Annotated in this window: 25 protein-coding genes and 7 tRNA genes; 12 read left to right on the top strand and 20 right to left on the bottom strand. The window is 72.2% G+C overall.

Annotation, left to right across the window (positions count from 1 at the left end):
* Positions 1-127 precede the first annotated feature (127 nt).
* Positions 128-853, top strand: coding sequence for a 3'-5' exonuclease (locus tag ABZY13_RS03005; RefSeq protein ID WP_356627088.1), 726 nt, complete (start codon positions 128-130; stop codon positions 851-853).
* A gap of 85 nt (positions 854-938) precedes the next feature.
* Here ABZY13_RS03005 and ABZY13_RS03000 read toward each other — a convergent pair.
* Positions 939-1,010, bottom strand: a tRNA-Val gene (locus ABZY13_RS03000).
* A gap of 39 nt (positions 1,011-1,049) precedes the next feature.
* Positions 1,050-1,496: an SRPBCC family protein gene (locus tag ABZY13_RS02995; protein WP_356627087.1), complete on the bottom strand. Its 447-nt coding sequence runs from the start codon at positions 1,494-1,496 to the stop codon at positions 1,050-1,052.
* A 96-nt stretch (positions 1,497-1,592) separates the two neighbouring features.
* Here ABZY13_RS02995 and ABZY13_RS02990 point away from each other — a divergent pair, with 96 nt between their 5' ends.
* A complete protein-coding gene (locus ABZY13_RS02990; RefSeq protein ID WP_356627086.1) occupies positions 1,593-3,974 on the top strand; it encodes a hypothetical protein in 2,382 nt (793 codons plus the stop codon).
* 4 nt (positions 3,975-3,978) lie between these two features.
* On the opposite strand, the gene ABZY13_RS02985 is transcribed toward ABZY13_RS02990, so the two are convergent.
* From ABZY13_RS02985 to ABZY13_RS02955, 7 genes are all read right to left on the bottom strand, one after another.
* Positions 3,979-6,714: a Tat pathway signal sequence domain protein gene (locus tag ABZY13_RS02985; protein ID WP_356627085.1), complete on the bottom strand. Its 2,736-nt coding sequence runs from the start codon at positions 6,712-6,714 to the stop codon at positions 3,979-3,981.
* A 121-nt stretch (positions 6,715-6,835) separates the two neighbouring features.
* Positions 6,836-7,426, bottom strand: coding sequence for a hypothetical protein (locus ABZY13_RS02980; protein WP_356627084.1), 591 nt, complete (start codon positions 7,424-7,426; stop codon positions 6,836-6,838).
* A 12-nt stretch (positions 7,427-7,438) separates the two neighbouring features.
* Positions 7,439-8,332, bottom strand: coding sequence for a carbohydrate ABC transporter permease (locus ABZY13_RS02975; RefSeq protein ID WP_356627083.1), 894 nt, complete (start codon positions 8,330-8,332; stop codon positions 7,439-7,441).
* The gene (locus ABZY13_RS02970) at positions 8,329-9,330 is read right to left on the bottom strand and encodes a sugar ABC transporter permease (RefSeq protein WP_356627082.1); all 1,002 of its coding nucleotides are present in this window, start codon (positions 9,328-9,330) and stop codon (positions 8,329-8,331) included. The genes ABZY13_RS02975 and ABZY13_RS02970 overlap by 4 nt, the downstream gene beginning before the upstream one ends.
* Complete coding sequence (locus ABZY13_RS02965; protein ID WP_356627081.1) at positions 9,330-10,619, bottom strand: extracellular solute-binding protein; 1,290 nt, start codon at positions 10,617-10,619, stop codon at positions 9,330-9,332. Before ABZY13_RS02965 ends, ABZY13_RS02970 begins: the two co-directional genes overlap by 1 nt.
* Before the next feature lie 883 nt (positions 10,620-11,502).
* Positions 11,503-11,574 (bottom strand) — tRNA-Val (locus ABZY13_RS02960).
* A 57-nt stretch (positions 11,575-11,631) separates the two neighbouring features.
* Complete coding sequence (locus ABZY13_RS02955) at positions 11,632-12,084, bottom strand: TIGR02611 family protein (RefSeq protein WP_356627080.1); 453 nt, start codon at positions 12,082-12,084, stop codon at positions 11,632-11,634.
* 191 nt (positions 12,085-12,275) lie between these two features.
* On the opposite strand from ABZY13_RS02955, the gene ABZY13_RS02950 reads away from it, so the two are divergent.
* Positions 12,276-12,689, top strand: a complete 414-nt coding sequence (locus tag ABZY13_RS02950) for an SsgA family sporulation/cell division regulator (protein ID WP_004002642.1) — start codon at positions 12,276-12,278, stop codon at positions 12,687-12,689.
* A gap of 313 nt (positions 12,690-13,002) precedes the next feature.
* Positions 13,003-13,563, top strand: coding sequence for a CGNR zinc finger domain-containing protein (locus tag ABZY13_RS02945; protein ID WP_356627079.1), 561 nt, complete (start codon positions 13,003-13,005; stop codon positions 13,561-13,563).
* A gap of 47 nt (positions 13,564-13,610) precedes the next feature.
* Here ABZY13_RS02945 and ABZY13_RS02940 read toward each other — a convergent pair whose 3' ends face one another.
* The 3 genes from ABZY13_RS02940 to ABZY13_RS02930 all read right to left on the bottom strand — a co-directional run bounded on the left by ABZY13_RS02940 (position 13,611) and on the right by ABZY13_RS02930 (position 15,243).
* Positions 13,611-13,763: a hypothetical protein gene (locus ABZY13_RS02940; RefSeq protein ID WP_356627078.1), complete on the bottom strand. Its 153-nt coding sequence runs from the start codon at positions 13,761-13,763 to the stop codon at positions 13,611-13,613.
* A gap of 507 nt (positions 13,764-14,270) precedes the next feature.
* A complete protein-coding gene (locus ABZY13_RS02935; protein WP_356627077.1) occupies positions 14,271-14,549 on the bottom strand; it encodes a GlsB/YeaQ/YmgE family stress response membrane protein in 279 nt (92 codons plus the stop codon).
* 238 nt (positions 14,550-14,787) lie between these two features.
* The gene (locus ABZY13_RS02930) at positions 14,788-15,243 is read right to left on the bottom strand and encodes a MarR family transcriptional regulator (protein ID WP_356627135.1); all 456 of its coding nucleotides are present in this window, start codon (positions 15,241-15,243) and stop codon (positions 14,788-14,790) included.
* Positions 15,244-15,398: 155 nt separating this feature from the next.
* Here ABZY13_RS02930 and ABZY13_RS02925 point away from each other — a divergent pair, with 155 nt between their 5' ends.
* Entirely contained in the window at positions 15,399-15,806 is a 408-nt protein-coding gene (locus ABZY13_RS02925; RefSeq protein WP_356627076.1) for an HGxxPAAW family protein, read from the top strand.
* A 299-nt stretch (positions 15,807-16,105) separates the two neighbouring features.
* Here ABZY13_RS02925 and ABZY13_RS02920 read toward each other — a convergent pair whose 3' ends face one another.
* Positions 16,106-16,555: a hypothetical protein gene (locus ABZY13_RS02920; protein ID WP_356627075.1), complete on the bottom strand. Its 450-nt coding sequence runs from the start codon at positions 16,553-16,555 to the stop codon at positions 16,106-16,108.
* A 225-nt stretch (positions 16,556-16,780) separates the two neighbouring features.
* Between ABZY13_RS02920 and ABZY13_RS02915 the strand changes: the two genes are divergently transcribed.
* Complete coding sequence (locus ABZY13_RS02915) at positions 16,781-17,305, top strand: DsbA family protein (RefSeq protein ID WP_356627074.1); 525 nt, start codon at positions 16,781-16,783, stop codon at positions 17,303-17,305.
* 127 nt (positions 17,306-17,432) lie between these two features.
* Here ABZY13_RS02915 and ABZY13_RS02910 read toward each other — a convergent pair whose 3' ends face one another.
* The 3 genes from ABZY13_RS02910 to ABZY13_RS02900 all read right to left on the bottom strand — a co-directional run bounded on the left by ABZY13_RS02910 (position 17,433) and on the right by ABZY13_RS02900 (position 20,430).
* Entirely contained in the window at positions 17,433-18,257 is an 825-nt protein-coding gene (locus tag ABZY13_RS02910; RefSeq protein ID WP_356627073.1) for a GNAT family N-acetyltransferase, read from the bottom strand.
* A 302-nt stretch (positions 18,258-18,559) separates the two neighbouring features.
* The gene (locus tag ABZY13_RS02905) at positions 18,560-19,381 is read right to left on the bottom strand and encodes an aminodeoxychorismate lyase (RefSeq protein WP_356627072.1); all 822 of its coding nucleotides are present in this window, start codon (positions 19,379-19,381) and stop codon (positions 18,560-18,562) included.
* Complete coding sequence (locus tag ABZY13_RS02900) at positions 19,378-20,430, bottom strand: chorismate-binding protein (protein WP_356627071.1); 1,053 nt, start codon at positions 20,428-20,430, stop codon at positions 19,378-19,380. Before ABZY13_RS02900 ends, ABZY13_RS02905 begins: the two co-directional genes overlap by 4 nt.
* Before the next feature lie 200 nt (positions 20,431-20,630).
* On the opposite strand from ABZY13_RS02900, the gene ABZY13_RS02895 reads away from it, so the two are divergent.
* The 5 genes from ABZY13_RS02895 (at position 20,631) to ABZY13_RS02875 (ending at position 21,089) form a co-directional block, all read left to right on the top strand.
* Positions 20,631-20,703: transfer RNA gene (locus ABZY13_RS02895), tRNA-Gly, on the top strand.
* A 36-nt stretch (positions 20,704-20,739) separates the two neighbouring features.
* Positions 20,740-20,813, top strand: a tRNA-Cys gene (locus tag ABZY13_RS02890).
* A gap of 1 nt (position 20,814) precedes the next feature.
* Positions 20,815-20,886, top strand: a tRNA-Val gene (locus ABZY13_RS02885).
* A 25-nt stretch (positions 20,887-20,911) separates the two neighbouring features.
* A tRNA-Val gene (locus tag ABZY13_RS02880) sits at positions 20,912-20,983 on the top strand.
* A gap of 34 nt (positions 20,984-21,017) precedes the next feature.
* A tRNA-Val gene (locus ABZY13_RS02875) sits at positions 21,018-21,089 on the top strand.
* A gap of 88 nt (positions 21,090-21,177) precedes the next feature.
* Here the strand turns inward: ABZY13_RS02875 and ABZY13_RS02870 are convergent.
* The 4 genes from ABZY13_RS02870 to ABZY13_RS02855 all read right to left on the bottom strand — a co-directional run bounded on the left by ABZY13_RS02870 (position 21,178) and on the right by ABZY13_RS02855 (position 23,426).
* Positions 21,178-21,489 carry a zf-TFIIB domain-containing protein gene (locus tag ABZY13_RS02870; RefSeq protein ID WP_356627070.1) on the bottom strand — a complete coding sequence of 104 codons (312 nt, stop codon included), beginning with the start codon at positions 21,487-21,489 and terminating at the stop codon, positions 21,178-21,180.
* 81 nt (positions 21,490-21,570) lie between these two features.
* A complete protein-coding gene (locus ABZY13_RS02865; protein WP_356627069.1) occupies positions 21,571-22,506 on the bottom strand; it encodes an aminoglycoside phosphotransferase family protein in 936 nt (311 codons plus the stop codon).
* 239 nt (positions 22,507-22,745) lie between these two features.
* Positions 22,746-22,952: a hypothetical protein gene (locus ABZY13_RS02860; protein WP_356627068.1), complete on the bottom strand. Its 207-nt coding sequence runs from the start codon at positions 22,950-22,952 to the stop codon at positions 22,746-22,748.
* A 198-nt stretch (positions 22,953-23,150) separates the two neighbouring features.
* A complete protein-coding gene (locus ABZY13_RS02855; RefSeq protein WP_356627067.1) occupies positions 23,151-23,426 on the bottom strand; it encodes a hypothetical protein in 276 nt (91 codons plus the stop codon).
* A gap of 202 nt (positions 23,427-23,628) precedes the next feature.
* Between ABZY13_RS02855 and ABZY13_RS02850 the strand changes: the two genes are divergently transcribed.
* Positions 23,629-25,380, top strand: a complete 1,752-nt coding sequence (locus ABZY13_RS02850; RefSeq protein ID WP_356627066.1) for a protein kinase — start codon at positions 23,629-23,631, stop codon at positions 25,378-25,380.
* The last annotated feature ends 127 nt before the right edge of the window (positions 25,381-25,507 follow it).

Genomic DNA, 25,507 nt, shown 5'->3' with positions numbered 1-25,507 from the left:
CGCTGAACTGCGAGGACCCGTACTTCTGTTGTCTCCGCGCGGCGTACGGCGCAAACAGCCCGGGTATCACCGAACCGGCAGAAGACGGAACGTCAGCTGCCGTGGGTGAACGAGGAGTTGGGTGCGTATGACGTACTGGCACGAGGGACCACTGGCGGCTTTCGACACGGAGACGACGGGCGTGGACGTCGAGCGGGACCGGATCGTGTCGGCCGCCCTCGTCGTTCAGGAGGCCCCGGGGATGCGGCCCCGGACGCAGCGCTGGCTGGTGAATCCGGGGGTGCCGGTGCCCGCCGCGGCGACGGCGGTGCACGGGCTGACGGAGGATCATGTGGCGCGGCACGGCCGTTGGCCCGCGCCGGTGATGCAGGAGATAGCCGTGGGCCTGGCGGAGCAGGCCGGGGCGGGGCGCCCGCTGGTGGTGATGAACGCGCCCTTCGATCTGACGCTGCTGGACCGGGAGTTGCGCCGCCATCGGGCCTCGTCGCTGGCGCGCTGGTTCGAGTCGGCGCCGCTGCTGGTGCTGGATCCGCGGGTGCTGGACAAGCATCTGGACCGCTACCGCAAGGGCCGCCGTACGCTGACGGATCTGTGCGCGGAGTACGGGGTGGTGCTGGACGGCGCGCACGACGCGGGCGCGGACGCGGTGGCGGCGCTGGAGGTGGTGCGGGCGCTGGGGCGGCGGTACGCGTCGCGGCTGGAGCATCTGTCGCCCGCCGAGCTGCACACCCGGCAGGCAGTGTGGCACGCGGCGCAGGCGCGCGGTCTGCAGGCGTGGTTCTCGCGCAGCGGCAGCCAGGAGGCGGTGGACCCGGCGTGGCCGCTGCGTCCGGATCTGCCGGCGGCGGCGTGAGGCGAAAGCCGCAGGAGCACACGGGAGCCGGCGGGCACGCGAGCATGAAAAAGCCGGTCCGCCACGGCGGACCGGCCTTACCCGGTGGGCGATACTGGGTTCGAACCAGTGACCTCTTCGGTGTGAACGAAGCGCTCTCCCACTGAGCTAATCGCCCGGGAACGCACTGAACAATACAGGTCTCCGCGGGCTTCCTTCAAACGGCTTCGAGGCGGGCGGTCAGTCCGCGGTGTCCGGAGCGCATCATGAGCCGGTGGTTGGCGCGGAACAGCGGACGTCCGGGCACGGCGAAGCGTCTGAGCAGCGGCTTGTGGACGTCGACGACCTGGTCGTAGCGGGCGAGGGCGCCGGTGCCGTCGGGGGTGATCGTCCAGCGTGCCCAGCCGTCGAGGTCGCCGGTCATCGCGATCTCCAGGACGCCGGCCTCGGGGTCGCGGCGGGTCTCGCGGGCGGTGAAGGTGAGGTCGTAGGGCAGGAGGGAGCGGATGCGCAGGACGCCGGTGGCGGGGTCGAGGCGGGTGACCTCGCGGACCTGGCGCCACCACCGGGGGTAGTCCTCGACGCGTTCCAGTGCCTCGTACACGGCGGCGGGCGGCGCGGGCAGGGCCCACAGGCTGCGGAAGCGGTAGTGCGTCCAGTCCATGGGGAGAGTGTGCCCGCGGGGCGGAGCGGTATCTGAGTACGTCCCTGAGTACCGGCGCTCATGTCCCGGGGGGTGACGCGGGACACACTCCGGTGCATGACGCACAATCCGCCTCCGGCCGAGGAGCTGCGGCTCCTGGATGCCGAGCTGTGGCGACTGGACGCCCGCCGGGCCCAGTTGCTGGCCCGCCGTGCCCGGCTGCTCGCCTCTCTCCAGCAGGCGGTGCCGCTGCCGCCTGCGCCCCCTGCCGTGCCCGCTCCGCCGCGCCCCGAGACGTCCGCGCCGGGTGTCCAGAACGTCCTGCTGCTGCTCGGCGGGGTGCTGCTGACCGTCGCGGCGATCGCGTTCACGCTGGTGGGCTGGGGTGAGCTGGGGATCGCCGGGCGGTCGCTGGTGCTCGGCACGGCCACGGTGGCGGTGCTGGCCACGCCGGTGGCGCTGCTGCGGCGGGGGCTGCGGTCGACGTCGGAGGCGGTGGCGGGGCTCGGGCTGGCATTGACCGTGCTGGACGCCTACGCGCTGCACGAGGTCGCGCTGCCGGCGACGGACGGTACGGCGTACACGGCGGTGGCGTCGGCGGTGCTGGCGGGGCTGTGGGCGGCGTATGCGCGGGTGCTCGGCCGTCCTGTCGGCTCCGCGTCCAAGGGCGCGGCCGGTCTGAGGCTTCCGCTGCCGTGCGCGTCGGCGGCGGCGCAGCTGACGCTGCCGCTGGGGGCGGTGGCGGCCACTTCGGGGACGTACTGGGTGACGGCGGCGCTGCTGGTGACGGCAGCGCTGGACATGGCTCTCGCACTGCGTACGGGTGTCCGGCCGCTGCGGATCACCGCGGCGGTCGGCGCGTACGGAGCGGGCGGTCTGGGCGTGCTGCAGGCGGGCTGGCTGTCCGGGACGGCGGGCGGCCTCGGGGCGGCCTGCGGCGCGGGGGTGCTTGTGCTGCTGGCGGCGGCGACCGCCCTGACCGCCGGGTGGCGGCTGCCGAAGGCGGGCGCCGCGCTGGGGCATGCGACAGCAGGCGGTCTGCTGCTGGTGGTGGCCTTCGGCGGGGTGCTGCGGGTGTTCGTGCCGGGCGACTGGCTCGTCCCGGCTCTTCTGGCGTGCGGTGTCGCTCTGTTGGCGGCGCTGGGCGCGGCGCGGCTTCCCGGGCCGGTGCGGCACGGGCTGCTCTGGGCGTCGGGGCTGGTGCAGGGGCTGGCGGCGTTGTGGGCGCTGCCGCTGGTGATCGTCGTGCTGGCGGGTCCGCTCACCTGGCTGGAGCGGCCCTGGTCCGGGGTGCCGGCGGACGCCCGTGCCGCGGTGACGCCGGGTCTGGCGTGGCCGCCGCTCGCGGGGCAGGCCCTGGTGGTCCTCGCGGCCCTCGCCGCCGTGCTCGCCCTGGCGGTGCGGGACGCGGCATGGCGTGCGCGGGCGATGACCGGATCGCTGGCCCTGGCGTGCGCCGTGGCGCTCGCTGCGCCGGCGGTGCTCGGACTTCCCTACGCGGTGGGGCTGTTGCCGGCCGGTGCGATGGCGGTGGCGGCCTTCCTGCTGCCCCGGCGGGAGACGGCCGTCGCGCTCTCGCTGGTCGCCTCGGTCCATCTCGCCCTGCTCGCCCTGGCCTCGCGGGGCGCCACGCTGACCGTGCTGCCGGCGCTGACCGTGCTGTTCGCGGTGGCGGCGTGGCGGTCGCGGACGGTCCCGGTCACGGCCCCGGTCGCGCTCGGGTACGGTGCGGCGCTGGCCGGTGCGGCGGGCGCGGCGGCGGGCTGGGCGGCGCCGCACACGGCGCTGCTGGTGATGGCGGTCCCGGCGGTGGCGGCACTGCTCGCCGCACGCCTCGGCGACTCCCCCGCGACCGTGCCGGTGGAGGCGACGGGTGCGGCGGCGGGCGCGGCGGCGCTCGGGCTCGCGGTGACCGACCGGCCGGTCCTCGCGCTGGTGCTGGGCCTGTGCGGGGTGATCACCGCGGCCACGGCGGTCCGTCCGGGGCGCCGGGAGGCCGGTTACGCGGCGGCGGTGCTCTTCGTCCTGGCCACGTGGGTGCGGCTGGCCGCGTGGGAGGTGACCACCCCGGAGGCGTACACGCTGCCGGTGGCGGTCCCGGCCCTGCTGGTCGGCGTGGTGCGCAGGCGCCGGGACGCCACGGCGTCGTCCTGGACGGCGTACGGTCCGGGGATCGCCGCCGCGCTGGCGCCGAGCCTCCTCGCGGTGTGGGGCGACCCGCAGTGGCAGCGCCCGCTGCTGCTGGGCGCTGCCGCCCTGCTGGTCACCCTGCTCGGCGCCCGGCATCACCTCCAGGCCCCGCTGGTGCTCGGCGGCGTGACGCTGGCGCTGACCGCGCTGCACGAACTCGCCCCGTACCTGGTTCAGTTGGCCGGGGCGCTCCCCCGCTGGGCGCCTCCCGCGCTCGCCGGTGCGCTGCTGCTCGCGCTGGGTGCGACGTACGAGCGGCGGATCCGGGACGTCCGGCGGGTGCGGGAGGTGCTGGGGAGGATGGGCTAGCCGGCTAGGCGGGCATCCTGTCGCCGAGGAGGGCGAGGTTCTCGATGGCGGCGAGGCCGTACAGGGCGGTGTCGTTGGTGGACACCCAGGTGGCCTCGCTGCCGGCGACCAGGCTGACCGGGCCGCTGAGTTCCTCGGTCTTCCAGGGCGAGGACTCCTTGTAGCCGTCGGAGTTGTAGAACTTCTGCCAGGCGCGCTGGGCGAGCTTGTCGTCGCCGGTCTGGGCGGCGGCGTAGGCGTCGAGGCGCGAGTGGCCCTGGAAGAGGATGATCGAGCCGAAGTTCTTGCCGTAACGGGCGGCCTGTTCGGCCTTGGTGGCGTTGTAGTAACGGCAGTAGTCCAGGTACGCCTCCTTGAACTTCGGCATGTCGACGAGGTCGATCAGCTCGGCGCACAGCTCGTTCAGGCCGAACACGGCGGACAGGTGCGAGACGTTGACCTGCGGCTGCGCGGCGACGGCGAACCTGCCGGTGTCCAGGTCGTACAGCCCGGTGCCCTGGACGAAGCCGTTGGGCTGGGCGGCGATGGTCTCCATGGTGGACAGCACGCGGTCCCGGGCCTTCTCCCACTTGGGGCCCTTGCGCTCCCACTCGGTGAGCCACGCCGAGACCAGACCGCTCCAGTCGGTGCCGAAGCCGATCGACAGGGCGTGCCGGTCGGGGGTGTACGGCTCGGTGCGGATCTTGCGGATGGGGTCGAGGACGAGGAAGGTCTCGTCGGAGTCGACGTTGGCGTGCATGAGGTCGCCGACGCGTTCGTCGCCGGTGAGGAAGTAGTAGTAGCGGCGGTAGGTGGTGTTGGCGATGCGCTGCTGCTTGGCGCTGTCGGCGAAGTGCTGGACGCCGTGCCGGGTGCCGAGGCCGGCCCACTGGCCGAGGTGGTAGACGTCGACCTCGCCGGTGTGGCGGGTCATCGCCTCGGCGAAGCGGAAGACGTCGGCGCGGCCGGAGCGCAGGTAGGCGTACCAGAGCCACAGGTCCGGCGAGAGTTCGGAGTTGTCCCAGGCGTAGCCGCCGACGTCGTAACGCCACTGGTGCCGGGCGTTGTCGTAGGTGTGCATGATGTCGCCGTAGTCCCAGAAGCCGTACCAACGGCGCATCTCCACCTGGTCCTTGTAGTAGGTGAAGAGGAAGTCGAGGTGGTCCTCGATCCTGGCCTTGGCGGGCGTCGAGCGGTCGGGCTCGGCGAACAGGCCCTTGCCGAAGACGCCGGCCTTGACGAGCTGCTTGGGCGGGGCGGCGAGCTGGGGCAGCACGCGGACGGCCTTGACCTGTTCGGCGAGGGTCTCGGCGCTGGGGGTGGACTCGTTGGCCCAGAAGAGGAGTTCGGAGGTACGGGCGATGCCATAGGGGGTGCCGAAGCCGGGCTCGTAGTCCTCGTAGGTGATGTTGAGGCCTTCGAGCTGCTCGGGGAAGGTGTCCTGGCCCATGCCGTCGTGGTAGAAGCGCATGTCCATGGGCTGCGCCTCGGGCGACCAGAGCCAGAGGGTGACCTCGGCCTCGTCGGTGTGGGCGTCGCGGATGTCGAGCTGGGCGGGGAACTTCTCCCAGAAGTCGCGCAGTCCGAAGGAGAGGCCGCCGCTGACGCCGCCGACGTAGCCGAAGCCGGAGGCGCGCCGGCCGCCGCCGGCGGGGATCCAGCCGTAGCCCTTCTTGGTGCGCTTGCGCAGGCCGAAGCCGTCGGCGGAGAGCTGGGAGAGGGTGTAGTCGCCCCACTCGGGGATGTACTGGAGGCGGGTGGTGACCCGCTGGTCCCAGGTGGCGGGGTCGGGCAGCTTCCTGCCCTCGAACTGCGCCGTCTGGACGGCCGCCCCGGGGTCGCGGCGCAGGCCGGTGATGCCCTTGACGGCCTCGCGGAGCATGCCGGTGCCCTCACCGCCGATGCGGATGTGGCGGTCGTAGGAGGCGTCACGCATCGGCACGCTGAAGCGGACGCCGAGGCCGCGGATGAAGTCGCCGCTCGCCTTGCCGGCCTCCTGGGTTCCGTCGTAGGTGATGGTGTGCACCATGCGGAAGGAGTCGGCGCCGGCGTAGAAGTAGAGGCGGACGGAGAACGGCAGCCAGCCGCGGTCGCCCTTGCGGTGCTTGCCGTCGATGCGGACGACCGCGCGGACGGGGCCGTCCTGCTCGACGACGGCCTCGGAGATGGCGCCGTCGAAGCGCTCGCACTTGACGGTGCCCTGGTCGCCGTCCTCGTACTCGGGCTGGCGCAGCAGCACGAGCCGGCCGTTCCTCGCGATCTCGGTGGAGCCGCGGGTGACGGATTTGACGAGGGTGGAGCCGCTCCTGCCGATCCGGGCGGTGATGACGCCGGTCGATATGTCGATGGTGCCGCCGCTGCGGTCGACGGTGACCTTCTTCTCCGGGGCGGCGGGCTCGCCGGGGGCGACGGTGAGCTTGCCCTGGCCGGAACTGACGGCGTGGGCCGTCCATTTGAGGGAGCCGTCGGGCCAGTGGGCGAGGGGCCAGGTCTGCACCGGGACGGAGGCGCCGCTCTCGTCCGTGAGGGCGAAGGTCTGGTCGGCGTCGACGGCGCCCTTGGGCCAGGGGACGCCGACGGTGGAGCCGGGGGCCGCGCCGAGGCCGCCGTCCTCCAGCCAGTCGAGGGTGACCGGGTCGGCGTCGGCGGGCGCGGCGGCGGGGGCCGCCTGGGCGTTGGCGCCGAGGGCCCAGCTGAACTGGGCGGCGGCGCCGGCCACGGCGGCCGCCTTGAGAATCGACCTGCGGGGGATGGGAGACATGGCCTTTCCTTTCCGTGCGGGAAGCGTTCCGTGCGTGCGGATGGTCAGGGGCATGACAGACACAGGCGCGGCGCCCGTGGGCGCCGGCCTGGACCGGAGGGGAGAACCGCGGGGACCGCGGTCAGCGTTGCCGGTACCGCTCCTCGACCGCGACGGAAGCCGCGGCCACGGCTCCGAGGACGGGGACGGCGAGCGGTGCGGAGAACCAGGCGGAACAGACCACGACGGCCAGCCCGCCGACGAGCAGGAAGGATCCGGCCGGGTCGAGGACGGTGTGCCGGCCCGCGCCGGCGAGCAGCGCCCGCCAGGAGGCGCCGGGCTGCCAGAGAGCCGCCGCGCGCAGTCCGGCGACGGCCACGCCGATCAGGGCGAGGACCCCGAGGGTCCCCACGAGGGGACCGCCCGGCACCCCGGCCCGCACGGCCTGCACGTCGGCGTACACCAGGCCGGCGACGACCCACCCGGCGAGGCCGGCCAGCCAGCCGCGGCGCACCGCCGCCCGAAAGTCGGCGGCGAACTCGCGCAGCCCGCCGGCCTCGTGAGCCATGTGCCGGCGCAGGTGCCGCGCCCCGGCGGCGAACGCCGCCGGGTAGGTGACCAGCGGCAGCGCGGCCACCGTGATCCACACCCCGGTGAGCAGACACTCGGCGAAGAGGGCGAACCTCCCCCAGCTCCTCGACTCGGTACGGGCCTCGACGCGGGCCTGGGTCATGACCGTTTCACCTCAGCCCTTCAGACCGGACGTCGCCATGCCGTCGATCAGGTACCGCTGGAAGGCCAGGAAGAAGGCCAGGACCGGCAGCAGGGCCACGAGCGACATGGCGATCATGCCGCCGTAGTCGGCCACGCCCTCCTGGTCCACGAACATCTTCAGGCCCAGCGAGACGGTGTACTTGTCGGGCTCGTTGAGGTAGATCAGCGGACCCATGAAGTCGTTCCACGAGTTGATGAACGTGAAGATCGCGCTGGTGATCAGGGCCGGCCGGGACAGCGGGAGGACGATCGACCAGTAGATCCTGAAGTGCCCGCAGCCGTCGAGCCGCGCGGCCTCGTCCAGCTCCTTCGGCAGGTTCCGCATGAACTGCACCATCAGGAAGACGAAGAACGCCTCCGTGGCGAGGTACTTGCCGAGCAGCAGCGGCGTGTACGTGTTGATCATTTCCATGTTGCGGAACAGCACGTACTGCGGGATCAGCAACACGTGATACGGCAGCAGCAGCGTGCCGATCATCAGCGTGAACATCAGGTTGCGTCCCGCGAACCGGATCTTCGCGAAGGCGTAGGCGGTCAGCGAGCAGGAGACCAGGATGCCGACGACCGAACCGACGGCCAGCAGCAGCGAGTTCACGAAGAACGTGGAGATCGCCACGTCCGCGATGCCCTCGGTGAGCCGTTCGTAGTTGGTGAGGATCGGGTCGCTCGGGAAGAGGTCCAGGCTGCCGACGATGTCCTCGCTCTTCTTGAGCGAGCCGCCGACGACCCAGACGACGGGGTACAGGATGACCACGAGGACGGCCAGCGCCCCGAGGTGCCAGGCGAGCGAGCCGGGGAGCTTCCGGCGCAGGGCCGCGGCCCGGCCGGTGCGGGCCGGAGTGATGTCGGTGGCGGGAGCGCTCATCGGGCGTCCTCCTCGTAGTGCACCCAGCGCTTCTGGGACCAGAACAGCACGGCGGTCACGAGGGCGACCGCGATCAGCAGCATCCACGCCATGGCGGAGGCCAGGCCCATCCGGCTGTTCTCGAAGCCCTGGACGTAGAGGTAGCAGGTGTAGACCATCGAACCGTCCGCGGGGCCGCAGGCGTTGCCGCCCGCGCCGCCGCCCACGATGTAGGCGGAGCTGAAGATCTGGAAGGAGTGGATGGTCTCCAGCAGGACGTTGAAGAAGAGGACCGGGGAGATCATCGGCAGGGTGATGTTCCAGAACTGCCGGAACTTGCCGGCCCCGTCCACGTCGGCCGCCTCGTACAGTTCCCGCGGGACCTGCTTCAGGCCGGCCAGGAAGATGACCATCGGGGCGCCGAACTGCCAGACGGTGAGCGCGACGAGGCTGTAGATGATCAGGTCGGGGTCGCCGGTCCAGCCGCCGGCGTCGATCCCGAAGAACTGCTGGGTGCGGTCGACCACCGCGTCGTCCGAGAAGATCGCCTTCCACACGATGGCGACGGAGACGCTCGCGCCGATCAGCGAGGGGGCGTAGAAGGCGGCCCGGTAGAAGGCCTGGCCACGCCGCTTCTGCGCCAGCAGCAGCGCCACGCCGAGCGCGGCGAGCAGCTTGATCGGCGTGCCGACGGCGACGTACCAGAGCGTCACCTGGACCGAGTGGCGCCAGCGGGGGTCGCCGAACATCTCGGTGAAGTTGTCGAAGCCGATCCACTTGGGGGCGTCGAACAGGTTGTAGTCGGTGAACGCGAAGTAGAGCGAGGCGATCATCGGCCCTGCCGTCAGCAGCAGGAAACCGGCGATCCAGGGGGACATGAAGAGGTAGCCGGCCAGGTTCTCCCGGCGGCCCCGCCGCTTGAGGGCGGCGGGGCGCGGGGAGTTCACCGGACCGTGCTCCGGCTCGGCGCCCTTGGTCGGGGCCTCCGTCGCAGGGGCGTGTGTCACGGTGGTTCCCATCAGCCGGCGAGAGCCGTCTTCGACTCGTTGAAGAACTGCTTGACGGCGTCGGACACGGACCGCTTGCCGAGGGCCATCTCCTCCGCGATGCGCAGGAAGGCGGCCTCACAGACGTCGGCGCCGTTCGGGTGCGGGGTGATGGGCTCCAGGACGCCCGCCGCCTCGATGGACTTCTCGTACTCGGCGATCGCCTTGTTGACCTCGTCGGTCGGCTGGTAGGCGGCGAACTGCGCCTCCGTCGCCGGCACGCCCCGGTCGTAGCCCATGATCTTCGCGACCTCGGGGTCGTGGGTCATGAAGTTGATGAACTGGGCGACTTCCTTGGGGTGCTGGGTGCGCTTGGACGCGCTCAGCATCAGGGAGCCGAGGTACTGGCCGGTCTTCTTGCCGTCCGTGGTGGGGATGGGGGCGAGGCCGTACTCGCTCTTGCCCTCGGAGGTGTAGCGGATGGTGAAGTTGTCCCAGGTGAACTCCGAGCCCGCGAGTTCCGCGGAAACGGCCGACTTGGGCTTGATCTGGGCGACCTTCTTGGGGTCGGCGTAGAGGCCCTCCTTGACGCCCTTCTCGGCCTTGGTCCACCAGTCGGTCAGGTCGGCCTCGGTGAAGCCGAGTCCCTCCTCGGTGAAGAACGCCTTGCCGTTCTGCCGCAGGTACAGGTCGTACAGGTACATGACGCCGTACATCCCGCTGTCGCCGGCGCGGCCGGTCCTGTCGCGTATCTTCTTCATCGCCGCGTCGTAGTCGTCCCAGGTCCAGCCCTGTTCCGGCTTGACGCCGGCCCGGGTGAAGACGGGCTTGTCGATGACCATGGCCATGGAGTTGGAACCGACCGGAACACCGAGGAGCTTGCCGTCGATCTCGCCGAACTTGTCGAGACCGGCGCGGAATCCGTCCATGGACAGATTTCCTGCCTCGACCTGCTCGCTGAGGTCCAGCAGCACGTTCTTGGCGTCGTACTTGCGAAGGAATCCGACCGCATTCTGGAAAACGTCCGGCGGGTTGCCGCCGGCGGCCTGGGTGTTGAACTTCTTCCAGAAGTCCGCGTAGGGCTGGAAGTCGGTCTTCACCTTGATCTTCGGGTACTTCTTCTCGAAGAGTTCGATCGTCTTGTTGATGCGCTGGGCCCGGTCGTCCGCACCCCACCAGGAGTAACGGATCGTCACCGTGCCGTCAGCGGACGCTCCTCCGTCGCCACCGCAGCCGGTGGTCGCCGCCAGCCCGAGTGAGGCCACCGAGGCTCCGGCCACCTTGAGGATCGTACGCCTCTCAACATTTCGGCTTGCCGACATCAGGCCCCTCCCCGCAGCTTCGTCGCCGCTTCGTGAATCGTTTCAAGTAAGCGCTTGCTGGCACAAGGTACGAAGGGGTTGGGGGTGCGTCAATGATTCGGACAGGAATTTCTTGCGACCGTGACCGGACGGGCGGCCGCTCTCCGCGAGCGGGGGCGGGTGGTGAGCTGACGGAAGGCGCAGGTGAGGGGCTCATGATCGATCAGTCGGACGGGGGTCGGGGGGACGGACACGTGGGGCCTCGGCTGGACGGGGTGGGGTGGGGTGTGGTGGGGGCGAGGGGTGTGGGGCGGGCACGTCGGACGGAGAGGCCGGCTCGCCGGGGCGGTGGGGCGGCAGTGGGGTAAAGCGTAGGTGGTGACGGGACGGAAGCCCATGGGGCGAGGATGTGAGATGGGCGGGTGAGGCGGCCCCGCGGCGGCGAGGTGCAGGACGCGCGCTGCGCCGCGGCGGCGGAACGAGGCCAGGCGTGTCGAGGGCGCGCAGACGGTCGGCGCCCGTGCAGCGGCGGTCCGGAGGGCGGCGCGGCACATTGGCCCGGCGTGCGCGGCTTCACAGGCCGTTCTGGCCGACCGAGCACCCGCGACAGGGGAGGGCGGCGGCCTGCGCGGCTCCGTCGGCCGGCGGCGACCGGCACAGCGTCGACAGGCGACGCGAGACGGGCGGCACAGGGCACATCGTCGCTGTGGCCGGCATCGGCCCGGAAGTCCGCGCGGGACCACCGGCAGCGTTTTCGACAGGCGGCTACTGGGTGACCGGCGTCCACTCGCCCACAGTGGCCGGAGCACCCGACCACGGACGACGACAACCGGCCTCCCGCCACCTGCGGGGAGGCAGAAACGACCGCGGCCCATCCGCCGAGGCGGATGGGCCGGTGTCCGGGTGGGCGATACTGGGTTCGAACCAGTGACCTCTTCGGTGTGAACGAAGCGCTCTCCCACTGAGCTAATCGCCCGGGCGCAGGAAGAACATTACCCCATGTCAGGGGTCGGGTGTGCGCGCCCGTCGCCGGTCACTGGTCCTTGATCTTCCAGGGCATCACGAAACCGAACTTCCACAAGTAGAAGCCGGCCAGGGCGGCGACGATCACCAGGCCGATCGTCGTCAGGATGATGTTGCGCCGCCGCACCTTGGGGTCGAGGGCGCGCTGGGCCGCCTCCGTGACCTTGCGCTTGGTCCAGCGCAGCACGAGCTGGGCCCAGACGAACTCCGTCGCCCAGATCGCCATGCCGCCGAATATGACCACCCATCCCGGGCCCGGCAGCGGAAGCATGATGATGCCCGCGACCACGACCGCGAGGCCGACGACGAAGACGCCGACCTGCCAGCTCATGTGCAGCAGTCGGCGCGACTTGATGAACTCGGGCGCCCGCGACCCGAGCCCGCGCTCGCTCTGCACCTCGTCCGTCCCCGTCTCGTTCGCCGTCAAGGCAACCTCGCCAGCCTGGTGACTCCCCGTATTCATACGGCCAGACACTACCGGAGCCGCTCAGCTCACCGGAACGGGCGCATGCGGCGAACGGGCTCTCCGCCGGAAGAGTTACGTAAAGGCACGCAAAACACTCAGAGGGGTTTACAACGGCACCGTAGGTGGCATGTCGATTTCGCCGACGTGCGAATCCCCGAGCGCACACTGAGCGAAAGGCCCTGGCGCTTATGAACACCACGGTCAGCTGCGAGCTGCACCTGCGCCTCGTTGTGTCGAGCGAGTCCTCCCTGCCTGTCCCCGCAGGCCTGCGGTACGACACGGCCGACCCCTACGCCGTGCACGCCACCTTCCACACCGGAGCCGAGGAAACCGTCGAGTGGGTGTTCGCCCGCGACCTCCTCGCCGAAGGGCTCCACCGTCCCACCGGCACCGGCGACGTCCGCGTCTGGCCGTCGCGCAGTCATGGTCAGGGCGTCGTGTGCATCGCCCTGAGCTCCCCGGAGGGAGAGGCACTCCTCGAGGCCCCGGCGCGGGCCCTGGAGTCGTTCCTGAAGCGAACCGACGCCGCCGTGCCGCCCGGCACGGAACACCGGCACTTCGACCTGGACCAGGAGCTCTCGCACATCCTGGCGGAAAGCTAGGAGAGCCCCGAGGAGCTGCCCGGCGCCGTCCACTCGGGGAGACGGCTCGGGCGAGGACAACCGCTTCAGGACAACCTCATACGGCACACACCGGCGCCGCCACCGCGAACCCTCGCGAGGGCGGCGCCGGTGCGCTTCCGGGCGGCCCTTCGCTCCGGCCGCCGGGAACCGTGCCGGGGCCGGCACGCGTTGTTACCGGCAAGCACAGCGGGACGGCGGCGGAGCCCGAATCCGATGGGTCCCGCCGGGGGAGCCACTACCATCGGCCAGCATCGGCGGGCGCCCGCCCGTCCCCCAGGCCAGGGAGCGAAACGTGCTGATCACCCACGACACCCGGTGCGCCCTCGACACCGTGGTCGATCTGGTGAACACCGCCCCGGAGGACGACACGACCCCGGACGCGCTGCCGGACGTGGCGGCTCTCGCGGAATTCGTACGAACGCACCAGATCAGCGATGTGGGAGTGCTCTCCGAGTTCGACCTGTCGGCGGTGCGCAAGATCAGGAGCCGGTTCGCCGGGATCTTCGCCGCCCCGGACTCCCGGGCCGCGGCCCAGATGATCAACGAGCTGATCGCCGCGGCCGGCACCACCCCGCGCCTCACCGACCACGACGGCTACGACTGGCATGTGCACTACTTCGCACCGGGCGCCTCCGTCGCCGACCACCTGGCGGCCGACTGCGGGATGGCGCTGGCGTTCTTCGTGGTCACCGGGGAGCGGGAGCGGCTGCGCCGCTGCGAGGCCCCGGACTGCCGACGCGCGTTCGTCGACCTCTCCCGCAACCGCTCCCGGCGCTACTGCGACAGCCGCACCTGCGGCAATCGTCTGCACGTGGCCGCCTACCGGGCGCGCCGCAAGGAGGCGGCAGGCTGATGCCGACGCGGTGCCCGGCGGATGGCGCCGGGGACCGCGTGTACGGCTCAGAGCAGCAGCAGGTCGTGCAGCGCAGCCATGAGCAGCAGACACCCGATCACCGCAAGGAAGATCATCAGCGGTGGCTGGGAAAGGGCGAAGAGGCATCCACGCGGCTCGTCCTGCGGCGGCGCGGTCTCGCTCTGTTTCGTGTCCAGCATCTCGCGCCGATGATGCCGCAAGCAGCCGCGACCGGGTGATCAACACGCGAGAAATGTGCGGGAGTTCGCCGAATTCCGTGATCGGCGGCGCGATTGTTGACGGCGGACGACAACTTCGGACGGTCCGGTAGGGGTCTTCGAACGCTCAGGAATGCCCATTTCTGCGAGCACGAAAGCGGGGCAAACCTCACCAACGGTGATCAGACGGTCGGGACGTCATCGATCTCCAGGTCGCCGGGGAATCGGGCGCGACCGCGGGCGGGCGGCGCCGGGCCAGGGCGGCCGAAGGCGGAGGGCCGGAGGGTACGTCCTGGCAGGGTGATCCCCAACGCCCTTGATTCACCGCATCGGCAGGACCGGTGCTTAGACCGCCTCAACGGCGACGGCACGGTGGTCCCCCGCTCGATTCCCCGTGTGCCGGATCGACACCCTGTCCGTCGACGCCATCAACGCGGAACGGCTGCTCGTCGGGTGACGAGCAGCCGTTCCGCGCGAGCCGAGTTCGGGTCAGGCGTGACGGTGGGAATGACGGTTTCCGGTGACCATGCGGTAGACGAGGAGAAGGAGGACGGAGCCCACGATCGCGGCAATCCAGGTGGACAGGTCGAAGAAGCCGTCGATGGAGTCGACACCGAAGATCACCTTGCCGAGCCAGCCGCCGAGGAGGCCGCCCGCGATGCCGATGAGCATCGTGATGATGACGCCGCCGGGGTCCTTGCCCGGCATCAGCGCCTTGGCGATGAAGCCCGCGAGCAGACCGATCAGAATCCAAGCGATGATGCCCATGTGCGTCTCCTCCTGGTGATGTAAAGACTGTGTTAGTGCACCGTCTTCACCGTCAGGCCGGTTGCAAACACTGCGGACGCGATTGATCATCGGGCCGCGTTCCGACTCCGCCGTGCGACTCGCGCCGCCGAGCGCCGTACACGGACCCCGCAAGTGCCGGCACCGGACGCAGGGCGTGCTCGTCCGCGGGGACGAGCACGCGGTCGACCGACGGAGGCGGGCGGGGTGGACAGGTGACTCACCGGCCGGCCGGTGGGTCGGCCGCCGCCTCGCGACGGATCTCTTCCAAGGACTCCTGAAGCAGGTCCCTGGCTCGGGTGAACCAGTCGGCCAGCACGGCGATCTCGTCCGGGCCGTAGTCCGCGAAGAGAACGGACAGGCGCTCGTACAGCGGCCCGTAGACCCTGAGGATGCGCTCCTGCGCGGTCTTCTCCATGACCACTTGCACCCGGCGACGGTCAGCCTCGTCCGCTTGGCGGCGGATGTAACCGGCCTTTTCCAGACGGTTGAGCACACCGGTGACCGCACCGGTGGTCAGTCGGGCGCGCTCGGCGAGGTCACCAGCCACGAGGTGCTCGCCGGCTGCGGCGGCCTCGATGAGGAAGCCCAGACACGTGAGGTCTGTGACGTTGAGGCCGAGACGGCGCGCGATGTCCTGCTGCCCGAACTGTGCCGTCGCGATCATCCGGTCCATCGCGTACAGAGCCTGTTCGGCCGTCGCCGCCGGATGCGCCTTGCCCTTCCCCACACCATCCCCTTAGCATCTAAGTAATTTAGCTCGCGAGATAAAACGTCATGCGAAACAGTGCCACCCTTCGCCCAGCATCCCACTGCACAAGGAGCCCGACGATGAGCGCGCACGGAGACTGCGACATGGGCCACACCGTGGCCGGCTGGACCGGAACCGCCATCGCCCTGATCGGGTTCAGTCTCTGCGGCCTCGGCGTTGTCGCCGTCTCCGCCCTCACCATCCTCATCGGCGCAGCGACCCTCGCCACAGCCGCACTGATCACATGGCTGCTCCACCTGGCCGGCTGGGGCAAGCCGAGCGGGCCCCGTCCGGCCGATCAGTGGGACTGGCGGGTCAGGGACGTCACCGCCCGACGCGGGCACCCGGACTGCTTCGGCTGCCGCATCGCTGGACGGCGAGCGACGACCACGGCCGAGCCCTTGACCGTCGCGGCAACCGCCCAACCGTGGACGGTCGGCCCGGCGGTCGACCCCACAGCGGCGCTCCCGCCCGCCCGAACCCCCTGAACTCGCGAGCAGGAGGGCGGGAGGCCCCGCCGGGAGCGTTGGCCAGGTCGCGCTCGCTGCTGTCAGCGGTGGCTGACACATGAAAGCAGGGCCGGACGCGACTCCGTCCGGCCCTGCACGATTGATGGCGTCGGCGGGGCCGGTCCAGCAGACCTGGTCGGCCCGCTCGGGACGGCCTTGGCACCACCCGCGCGTGGTCGCGGACGTGGATCACAAGAAGGCCGATCCGGGGCGACGCGGATCGACGTCGGCCCTGTCCCCTCATGGACGGCCGCATGGACCCACGGGTCGCCGCACGGTCATATGCCGTGCTTCTTCAAAATGGCCTCGATGTCGCTGAAGTCGTCCCCGGCGTCGGCACGGCCTCCCGCCCGCGGGGATGCCTGGGCCCGGCCGGCCGGTCGGGCGCCGGCGCCCAGCGAGGGGGCCGAGGCCCCGGGAGCCACCGCGTCGCGCTGTGCCGCGGCAACTTTGCGCTCCTTGCGGCTGCCGCCGCGCCGCCGCTCCACCACTCGCGTCGAGGCGAACAGCAGCCAGGCGGCGCCCAGCACGCCGACGCCCGCCCAGGCCACGGGGCTGAACGCGGTGTCGGCGGCCCACTCGACCACGCCGATCATGACCAGGCCGAGCGGGACCAGGGAGTAGGCGGCTATGCGGGTGGCCGTCAGGAAGCGCCTGCGGAACGCCGTCACCGCGGCGATGCCCAGGCCTGCCGCGGCCACGGCGGAACAGACGGTCTCGGCAAGCATCCGGTCCTCCAGGCGGGCTCGGTCGGGCAGGGCGCGACGCCCCGTCCGTCGTGTTCCATCGTGCACCCCGGGCCGGGCCGCGGGCCATGCCTGCGGCCGGACATCAGGGACATCTCCGGGTCGGCTCCTCCCGGGCGCCGGCCACCCCCCTGCCCCCGAGGGCGGGCCGGGGTCGCGCCCGTCCCGGATTGGGCCGGTCGGGCCGTGACTGGGAGACTGGGCGGCATGAACGACTCCTCCCCCGCCGCCGACCGCCCCACGCCCGTCGTCCTCGACGTCTGGTGCGAGCTCCAGTGCCCCGACTGCCGCAGCGCGCTGGACGATCTGAGTGCCCTGCGCGCCCGTTACGGTGACCGGCTGGAGCTGCGGCTGCGGCACTTCCCGCTGGAGAAGCACCGGCACGCCTTCGCCGCCGCCCAGGCCGCCGAGGAGGCCCTGGAGCAGGGGCGGGGGTGGGCGTACGTCGAGGCGGTGCTGGGGCGGGTCGAGGAGCTGGACCGCAAGGGCGAACCCTTCCTGGTCGAGGTCGCCCGGGAACTCGGTCTCGACGCGGAGGAGTTCGACACCGCTCTGATCGACGGGCGGCACATCCTGATCGTGGACGCGGACCAGGCCGAGGGCAAGGCGATCGGCGTGACCGGCACCCCGACGTACGTCGTCGGCGGGGAGCGGCTCGACGGCGGCAAGAGCCAGGAAGGGCTGCGGGAGCGCGTCGAGGAGATCGTGGACCGGCTGCTCGCCCCGGCGTGATTCCGCACCCGCGGCAGGCGGATGCCCCGCACGCCCCGGCGTGATTCCGCACCCGCGGCAGGGATGCCCCGCCCGCTTCCTCCGGCGGCTCCCCCAGCGGCTGCAGCAAAGGGCGCCGCAGCAGTGGCTACAGCAGAGGCTTGTGCAGGATGTGGACGACCGGCTCGTAGCCCAGCGACGTGTAGAGGCGCTCGGCCGGCGTGTTTCCCGCGAAGACGTTGAGGCTGAGGACGCGACGGCCCGCCGCGATCGCCTGCCGCTCGGCCAGGAGCATCAGGGACCGGCCGTGACCGCGGCCCCGGTGCGCCGCGTCGGTTTCGACGTCGTGGACGCGCGCGTCGTCCTCCTGGAGCGTCACCCACAGGACACCGACCCGCGTTCCGTCCTGCTCCAGGACGCTGAAGAGGGTGTGTTCGGTGGCCAGGCCGTGCGGGAGCAGCCGCTCGTGATCGTCGTGCGCCTTGGCACGGGCCGCCGCCTCGGGGACGCCGCGCTCGATCCAGGTGCGCGCGTAACGCTCCGTCTCGTGCTCCCGCCACGCGGCGAACTCGGCCTCCGTCATGGGCCTCCCGCGGCTGCCCTCGGGGAGTGCGGGCGGGGTGTCGCCGAGGCGCTTCTCCATGCCGCGGTTGCGCGGGACGTAACCGAGTGCCGTGGCCAGCCGCAGTGCCGCCTCCGCCGTGGCGGGCACAGCCGCCTCGATCTGCCGGCAGCCCCAGCCGCGGGCCACCTCCTCGGCGGCGAGCGCGGCCACCGTGGCCCGGCCGCGGCGGCGGTCCGGCTCGTCCACGCGCAGATCCAGGATGCGGGCCACCGACTCGCCGAGGGCGGGTGAGGTGCCGAGGCGTATCGCGCCGACGGGGCGGCTGTTCACGCACACCTGGAAGTGGCGCGAGAGCGTCCCGTCGGCCGCGCGCTGAAGCGGCTCGGTCGGCCGCAGGGTGGTGGTCATCACCGGTGTTCTACCCGCCGTACGACCGGTGATCGGCCCGAATCGGAAAACCGGACCACGCGGTGGACCGGGAAGCCGGAGCGGGACACCCGACCGGGAAACCGGATCGCGGACCGTACCGGGAAGCCGGGCGGACTGGATCAGGAAACCGGACCACGGAACGGACGGGAAGCCGGACGAACCGAACCGGGAGGCCCGCCCACGGACCGACCCGGGTAAGCCCGACCGGCGCCGCATCAGCGCGACCGACCGGCGGCGAAAGCCGGCAGACGGAAAACGGGGAACCCCCGCCTCCCGGCGGATCAGGGATCCAGGTCGTGCCCCGACCGCTCCTCGAAGACGCGCATGGCCTTGGCGGTCACCGGGCCGGGGGCGTCCGGCAGTTCGCGGTCGTCGACGCGGTGGACGGCCTGGACGTCGCGCAGGGTCGAGGTGAGGAAGATCTCGTCGGCGCGCGCCAGCACGTCCAGCGGCAGATCGGTCTCCTTGGCGCCGGTCCACTCGATGGTGAGCGCGCGGGTGACGCCGGCGAGGCAGCCCGAGGCGAGCGGCGGGGTGTGGATCTCGCCGTCGAGGACGACGAAGACGTTCGACCCGGTGCCCTCGCAGAGCCGTCCGGCGGTGTTGCCGAACAGCGCCTCGGTGGCCCCCTGCCGGGTCGCCCGGGCCAGCGCGACGACGTTCTCGGCGTACGAGGTGGTCTTCAGCCCGGTGAGCGCGCCCCGCTCGTTGCGGGTCCACGGGACCGTGATCACGGCGGTGGAGTCGGGGCGGCGGCGAGTCCCGTCCAGTGCGACGACCAGGGTCGGGCCGTGCGCGCCGCGGTCGGAGCCGAGCGGGCCGAGGCCACCGGTGTAGGTGATGCGCAGACGGCCGAGCGGCACGGGATTGGCCTCCAGTACGGCGGCGCAGGCGCGGCGGACCTCGTCGCGGTCGGGTTCGGGCAGGCCGAGGCCGCGCGCGGAGCGGGCCAGCCGGTCGAGATGGCGGGTCAGCGCGAACGGCTTCCCGTCGGCCGCCTTCACCGTCTCGAAGACGCCGTCGCCCACGGTCAGCCCGTGGTCGAGGACGGAGACGCGGGCGGCCTCGCTGTCCCGGAGCCCGCCGTCGAGCCAGATCTTCACGTGGGCAGTCCCTCTCCGCTTCCACTCACTTCGTACGCTCCCGACGCTACCTTGAGCAGCCGGGCGGCTTTCAGCTCCGTCTCCCGCCACTCCCCCTCGGGGTTCGAGCCCCAGGTGATGCCCGCGCCGGTGCCGAACCGCAGCATCCCCGCCTCCCGGTCGAGCCAGAAGGTGCGGATGCCCACCGCCAGCTCGCCGGTGCCCCGGTCGGCGTCGACCCAGCCGATGCCGCCGCAGTAGGGGCCTCGGGGTGCGGTCTCCAGGGACCGGATGATCCGCAGGGCGCTGGACTTGGGGGCGCCGGTGACCGAGCCGGGCGGGAAGGCCGCCGCCAGCAGCTCCGGCCAGCCGGCGCCGGGGCGCAGTTCGCCGCGGACGGTGGAGACGAGGTGGACGAGACCGGGGTGCTTCTCGACCGCGCACAGGTCTGGCACGGTCACGGTCCCGGTCGCACACACCTGCCCGAGGTCGTTGCGGACCAGGTCCACGATCATCACGTTCTCGGCGTAGTCCTTCTCCAGGAGGTCCGTCTCGGTGCGCCCGGTCCCTTTGATCGGCCCGGACTCCACGATCCGTCCGTCGCGGCGCAGGAACAGCTCGGGCGAGGCCGTGGCCGTCTCTACGCCGTGGTCCGGCAGCCGAATCGTTCCTGCGTACGGCGCCGGGTTGCCGCGCGCGAGCAGCGCGGTGAGGGCGTCGACATCGGCGCCGGGCGGTGCGGGGGCGGACAGGACGCGGCAGAGGTTCGCCTGGTATACCTCGCCGGCCGCGATGTGCTCGCGGACGCGGCGCACGCCCGCCGTGTACGCGGCGCGGTCGAGCGACGACGTCCAGTCGCCGGGTGCCGGTCCCCGCCAGTCGCCCGGCACGGGCGCGGGCACCGGCTCCTCACGAACGTGGGCGAAGCGCGCGCAGGTCAGACGGCCCTCGAAGTCGGCGACGACGGCCCAGAAGCCGGTGGATTCCAGGGCCTCCGGGTCGCCGGTGACGTCGAGCAGACCGGTGGCGACGCGGTCGCCGAAACGGGCCAGTGGAGCGAGGTCGAGCACACGGTCGAGTCTAGGGCGGGTGTCCGCCGGGTGGCCCCGCGGTGACCTCTCGGCCGCCCTGACCACGTCGTACGGCCGTCGGCGGGCCGTCCAGGCGCAGGCGCACCGCAGCACGCTGCGCAAACGCGTTTTTGTCCTGGCCCCGGAATCCGCTAGAGTTCAACTCGTCGCCGGGCCGCGAGAGCGGGCCGAAACGACAGGCGGACGTAGCTCAGTTGGTAGAGCGCAACCTTGCCAAGGTTGAGGTCGCGAGTTCGAGCCTCGTCGTCCGCTCGAAGGAAGCAGGGGACTCCCGGTCCCCGCACTCCTGGTGGAGTGGCCGAGAGGCGAGGCAACGGCCTGCAAAGCCGTCTACACGGGTTCAAATCCCGTCTCCACCTCCAAGGACGATTAGCTCAGCGGGAGAGCGCTTCCCTGACACGGAAGAGGTCACTGGTTCAATCCCAGTATCGTCCACTGGATCTCCTGGAGATCCGTACCCGCGCGATTAGCTCAGCGGGAGAGCGCTTCCCTGACACGGAAGAGGTCACTGGTTCAATCCCAGTATCGCGCACGCAGTGCCCATGATCCGCCGATCGTGGCCCCGAGGACGATTAGCTCAGCGGGAGAGCGCTTCCCTGACACGGAAGAGGTCACTGGTTCAATCCCAGTATCGTCCACGCACCGGAACCCCCGGCCGTCCCGTACGGCCGGGGGTTCCGTCGTCGTGCGCGGGTCACGCGTGGGTCGTTCACGCGCGGTGCGTTGTCAGGACGAGAAGAGCATCCGCCCGAAGCCCTTGTGGCCGTGCTGCCCGTGGTGACCGTGATGACCGCCGTGGTGACCGCCGTGCGGAGCGCCCCAGGCGGGCGCCGCCGGCGCGGGGGGCGGGACCTGCTGGTAGGGCTGGGTCGCGCCCGGGGGCGGCGGCACCGGCTGCGACCACTGGGACTCGAGGCGGGTGAGGGCCTCCAGCTCGCCGTAGTCCAGGAAGATCCCCCGGCAGTTGCTGCACTGCTCGATCTGAACGCCGTTGCGGTTGTAGGTCTGCATCAGTGCGTGGCACTTCGGACACTGCATGGTCGGCTCAACTCCTCGCCGGTCGGTCCTGCTTCGCGTATCGCCAGAACAAGACACTGTCCGGCCGCGGTCGGTTGCACCCTACTTCGCGAAGTTCGTGTGCGAGCGGGCGGGGAGGCCGGCCATGCGCGCGCAGGCGTCCACGAACGACTCCTCCACCTCGTCCAGCGGGCGGCCGGCGGCCACCGCCTTCGCCAGGGACCGGGCGGCGGTCTGCACGGTCAGCGCACGGGCCGGGACGTCGAGAGCGGGCCAGGGATCGCCGTCCGCGGGAACGGCGGGGCCGCCGGCCGCGCGATAGGCGGCGAGGAAACGGGCCCACTGCCCGGGCGGCAGGAGGCCGCAGGCGAACCAGGCGGCCGGGCGGGCCAGGTCCCAGGCGGCAGGGCCCATGCCGAGGTCGTCGACGTCGATGAGCAGCCAGGGGCCGGTGCCGGCGGGCCGCCGGACGAGCTGGCCGAGGTGCAGATCGCCGTGGCAGAGGGTGTCCGGGTCCGGTGCGGGGGCCTCGGCGCGAGCCCAGGCGGGAAGACCGTCCCAGGCGGCCAGGACGGCCGCGGCCCCGGGGTGCGGGTCTGCCGCGCGCAGGAGCGCGACCGCGCGGGCGGCCTTGACCGGTCCGCGCATCGCGGGCAGCGGCACCGGCGGCGGAGTGCGGTGCAGCCGGGCGAGGAGAACGGCGGCCGCTTCCCAGGGGGCCGCGTCGGGGTCGTCGGGGTCCACGGGCGCGCCGTACGGCCAGAACGTGACGAGCCGCCCCCGCACGGTGACCGGCGCCGGCGTCAACGGCGGCAGCAGTACGTCCGGGAGCCGGGCGGCCGTTGCGAGGCGGAGGGCGAGCGCGGCGGGGTCGGTGGCCGGGTCGTGGGCCTTGGCGACGGTGGCCGCGTGGCGGACGACGGTGGCGCCGGGGCGGTCGGCGAGAGTGACGACGGTGCCGCAGACGCAGCGGCCGGTGCGCGGGTGGGCCAGGTCGCCGGCGCGGGCGGTCAGCTCGGCGAGCAGCGGGGTGGTCACGCGGTCTCCCTCGGGACTGGGCACCCGGAGAGGGTACGGCCCGGGGACGGTGGTCCGACTCGGGGGCGCCGCTGCGAGGACCCTGCGAAGGATGCGGGCAGGGGCGGGAAAAGGGCAGAGCAATGCCGGCGCAGCTCCCCAGCTGCGCCGGCATTCTGCCGTCCGCCGCACCCCCGTCCCCACGGGGTTATGGGTGGATGTCCCCGCCCGGACCGCTCTTCCGGGCCTGGGGTCGCCGCTCAGCGCCCCAGCATCACGCCCACGGACGACGCCTGTGTGGTCACTGTCTCCCAGCCGTCGAAGACGACGAGGAGCAGGACCGCCAGGGGAAGGGCCATGATCGTGGCCACCACAGGGTGGCGACGGCCCGTGCGGCTCGGGCGGAACGCGGCGCCGTACGCCTTGCGCCCCGTGCGGATCAGCGTCCGCGGTGCCGTGTGGGCCATGGTCCCTCTCCTGACCTCGCTCAGTTGTCGTTGGCAGCGGCGGGCGTCTGACCTCGGGGGACGAGTGCTGCACCCGCCGCTTGACCTCAAATCTAGGCGGCGTGGGACCACCGGACGTCATGCCCTCGTACCGATTGGCGGGCCTCCCCGAGGATGAGCCGCCGCGTCGTGCGTACTCCCCTGGGTGGAGACGCGCTCCTACGTCTCGGGGTCTTCCCGGAGGGGTCGCCCGCTGTGTCCGGACCTTTCCGAACTGTCCTCCCGCGGCACCGGCTGCTCGACCAGGGCGAGCACCCGGTTCGCCATGAAGCGGGCGGTGCGCACCGCTGTGCCGTTTCGCGTGACTTCGCTCACTTCGACGACCCCTCTGCGGATCGCCGTCTCCACCCGGCGGCCCGCTCTGCTCGCTGTCACCTCGTAGGTGCGCGTCGTGTCGCCCGCGTCCACGACGATCTCCACACGGTCACCCTTCACGGGTTCAATCCCCCTTCGGCGTCGAGTGGTTGGGGTCACGCGGGCCGTCAAGCCGCCCTGCCCGCGCGCTCCTTGACCACTCTTCAAGTCTCCCACCCGGCACTGACAATCGACCGGGTCGAGAGGGCGCGGCTCCTGCGCGAAGGCGGTCGGGGAAACGTAAGCTGTGGCACGTCACACGGATCGGGCAGCGGGGATGAACATGGCGATGATGCGCCTGAGGCGCGAGGACCCGCGCGTCGTCGGCTCGTTCCGGCTGCACAGACGGCTCGGCGCGGGCGGGATGGGCGTTGTCTATCTGGGTTCCGACAAGAAGGGTCAGCGGGTCGCCCTGAAGGTGATCCGGCCGGATCTGGCGGAGGATCAGGAGTTCCGGTCGCGCTTCGCGCGCGAGGTGTCCGCCGCGCGGCGGATCCGGGGCGGTTGCACGGCGCGGCTGGTGGCGGCGGATCTCGACGCCGAGCGGCCGTGGTTCGCCACGCAGTACGTGCCCGGCCCCTCGCTGCACGACAAGGTCGCCGACGAGGGTCCGCTGGCCGCCGCCGACGTCGCCGCCGTCGGAGCGGCCCTGTCCGAGGGGCTGGTGGCGGTGCACGAGGCGGGGGTGGTGCACCGGGACCTGAAGCCGTCGAACATCCTGCTCTCCCCCAAGGGCCCCCGGATCATCGACTTCGGCATCGCCTGGGCGACCGGCGCCTCCACGCTCACCCACGTCGGCACGGCGGTCGGCTCGCCCGGCTTCCTCGCCCCCGAGCAGGTGCGCGGCGCGGCGGTCACGCCGGCGACGGACGTCTTCTCGCTGGGCGCCACGCTCGCCTACGCCTCGACCGGCGACTCGCCCTTCGGGCACGGCAGCTCGGAGGTGATGCTGTACCGGGTGGTGCACGAGGAGCCGCACCTGCAGGGTGTGCCGGACGCGCTGGCCCCGCTGGTGCGGGCCTGCCTGGCGAAGGATCCCGAGGAGCGGCCCAGCACGCTCGATCTGTCGCTGCGGCTGAAGGAGATCGCCGCGCGCGAGGCGCAGGGGCTGCTGGACGGCCGGCCGCCCGCGCCCCGCAACGGCGAGGCGGACCGGCCCACCGGGCGGCTCGCCGACACCTATCCCGACCGTCCGCTGCGCCGGCCGCCCGGCCAGCAGGGCCCGCCCGGTGCGACGCCGGCGCCGCGCGGCGGATCCGCGGCGCGCGGTCCCGCCCCGGCGCGTGGGGGCGCGCCGTCCCGCGGGGCCGGTCCCGCGCGGGGTGGCGGCACGCCCGCGCGGGGGGACGGTTTCCCGTCCCGGGGCGGCGGCTCGGGGGCGCGGGGCGAAGCGCTGCCGCCCAGGGGGGAGGGCTTCTCGCCCCGGGGAGACGGGTTCGCGCCGCGGGGTGACGGGTTCTCGACCCGGGGCGAAGGTCTTCCCGCGTCACGCGGTGCTTCCGGGTCCGGGCCACGGGGAGAAGGGCTCCCACCTCGCGGCGACGGACACGCTCCGCGCGGTGACGGCCACCCGTCGGGGGGCGCCGGTTCCGGCCGCGGTGAGGCTCATGCCCCGCGCGGGGGCGCGTCCGGGCCCCGCGGTGAGGGCTTCGCACCGCGGGGCGGCGGGTCGGCCGCGCGTGGTGGCGGCGCGGGGTCGTCGCGGACCCGTGGCGGCTCCTCGTCGGCGGCGAGGAACACACCGGCCGGACGCGGCACGACGCGCTCCGGCGGTGGGAACCGGCCGCGCGGCGCCTCCGGGCGTCCCGCTGCCCGGTCCACCGGGAGTCTCCTGCGGCCCGCCAATCCTCGGCTGCTGCGACAGCGGCTGTTCGTGTTCGTGGTGGTGACGCTGCTCGTGGCGCTCGGCATCGCGGTCGTGCAGGCCTGCCAGGGCCCGGCCCGCGGGTTCGGCGTCCCGTCCCGGCAGGTCGTGCAGTCGGACGAACCGCCACAGGCCGACGGCGCCGTACCGCCGGGCCCGCGCCACGGCTGAGGACGACCGTCCGCCCGTAGTCGCGTCAAAGGCGACCCCTGCCCGGTGGCCAGGCCGCGGCAGCGGCTGCTCGTGAGGGTGGCAGCCTGCGGACTCGGCGGCCGGACCTGCCGGTCGGCCCGCTGGA

Origin of the sequence: Streptomyces sp. NPDC006610, assembly GCF_040611575.1 — a bacterium.
GTDB lineage: Bacteria > Actinomycetota > Actinomycetes > Streptomycetales > Streptomycetaceae > Streptomyces.
The sequence above is the reverse complement of the archived record's forward strand: the minus strand, read 5'-3'. Positions and strand labels throughout refer to the sequence as shown.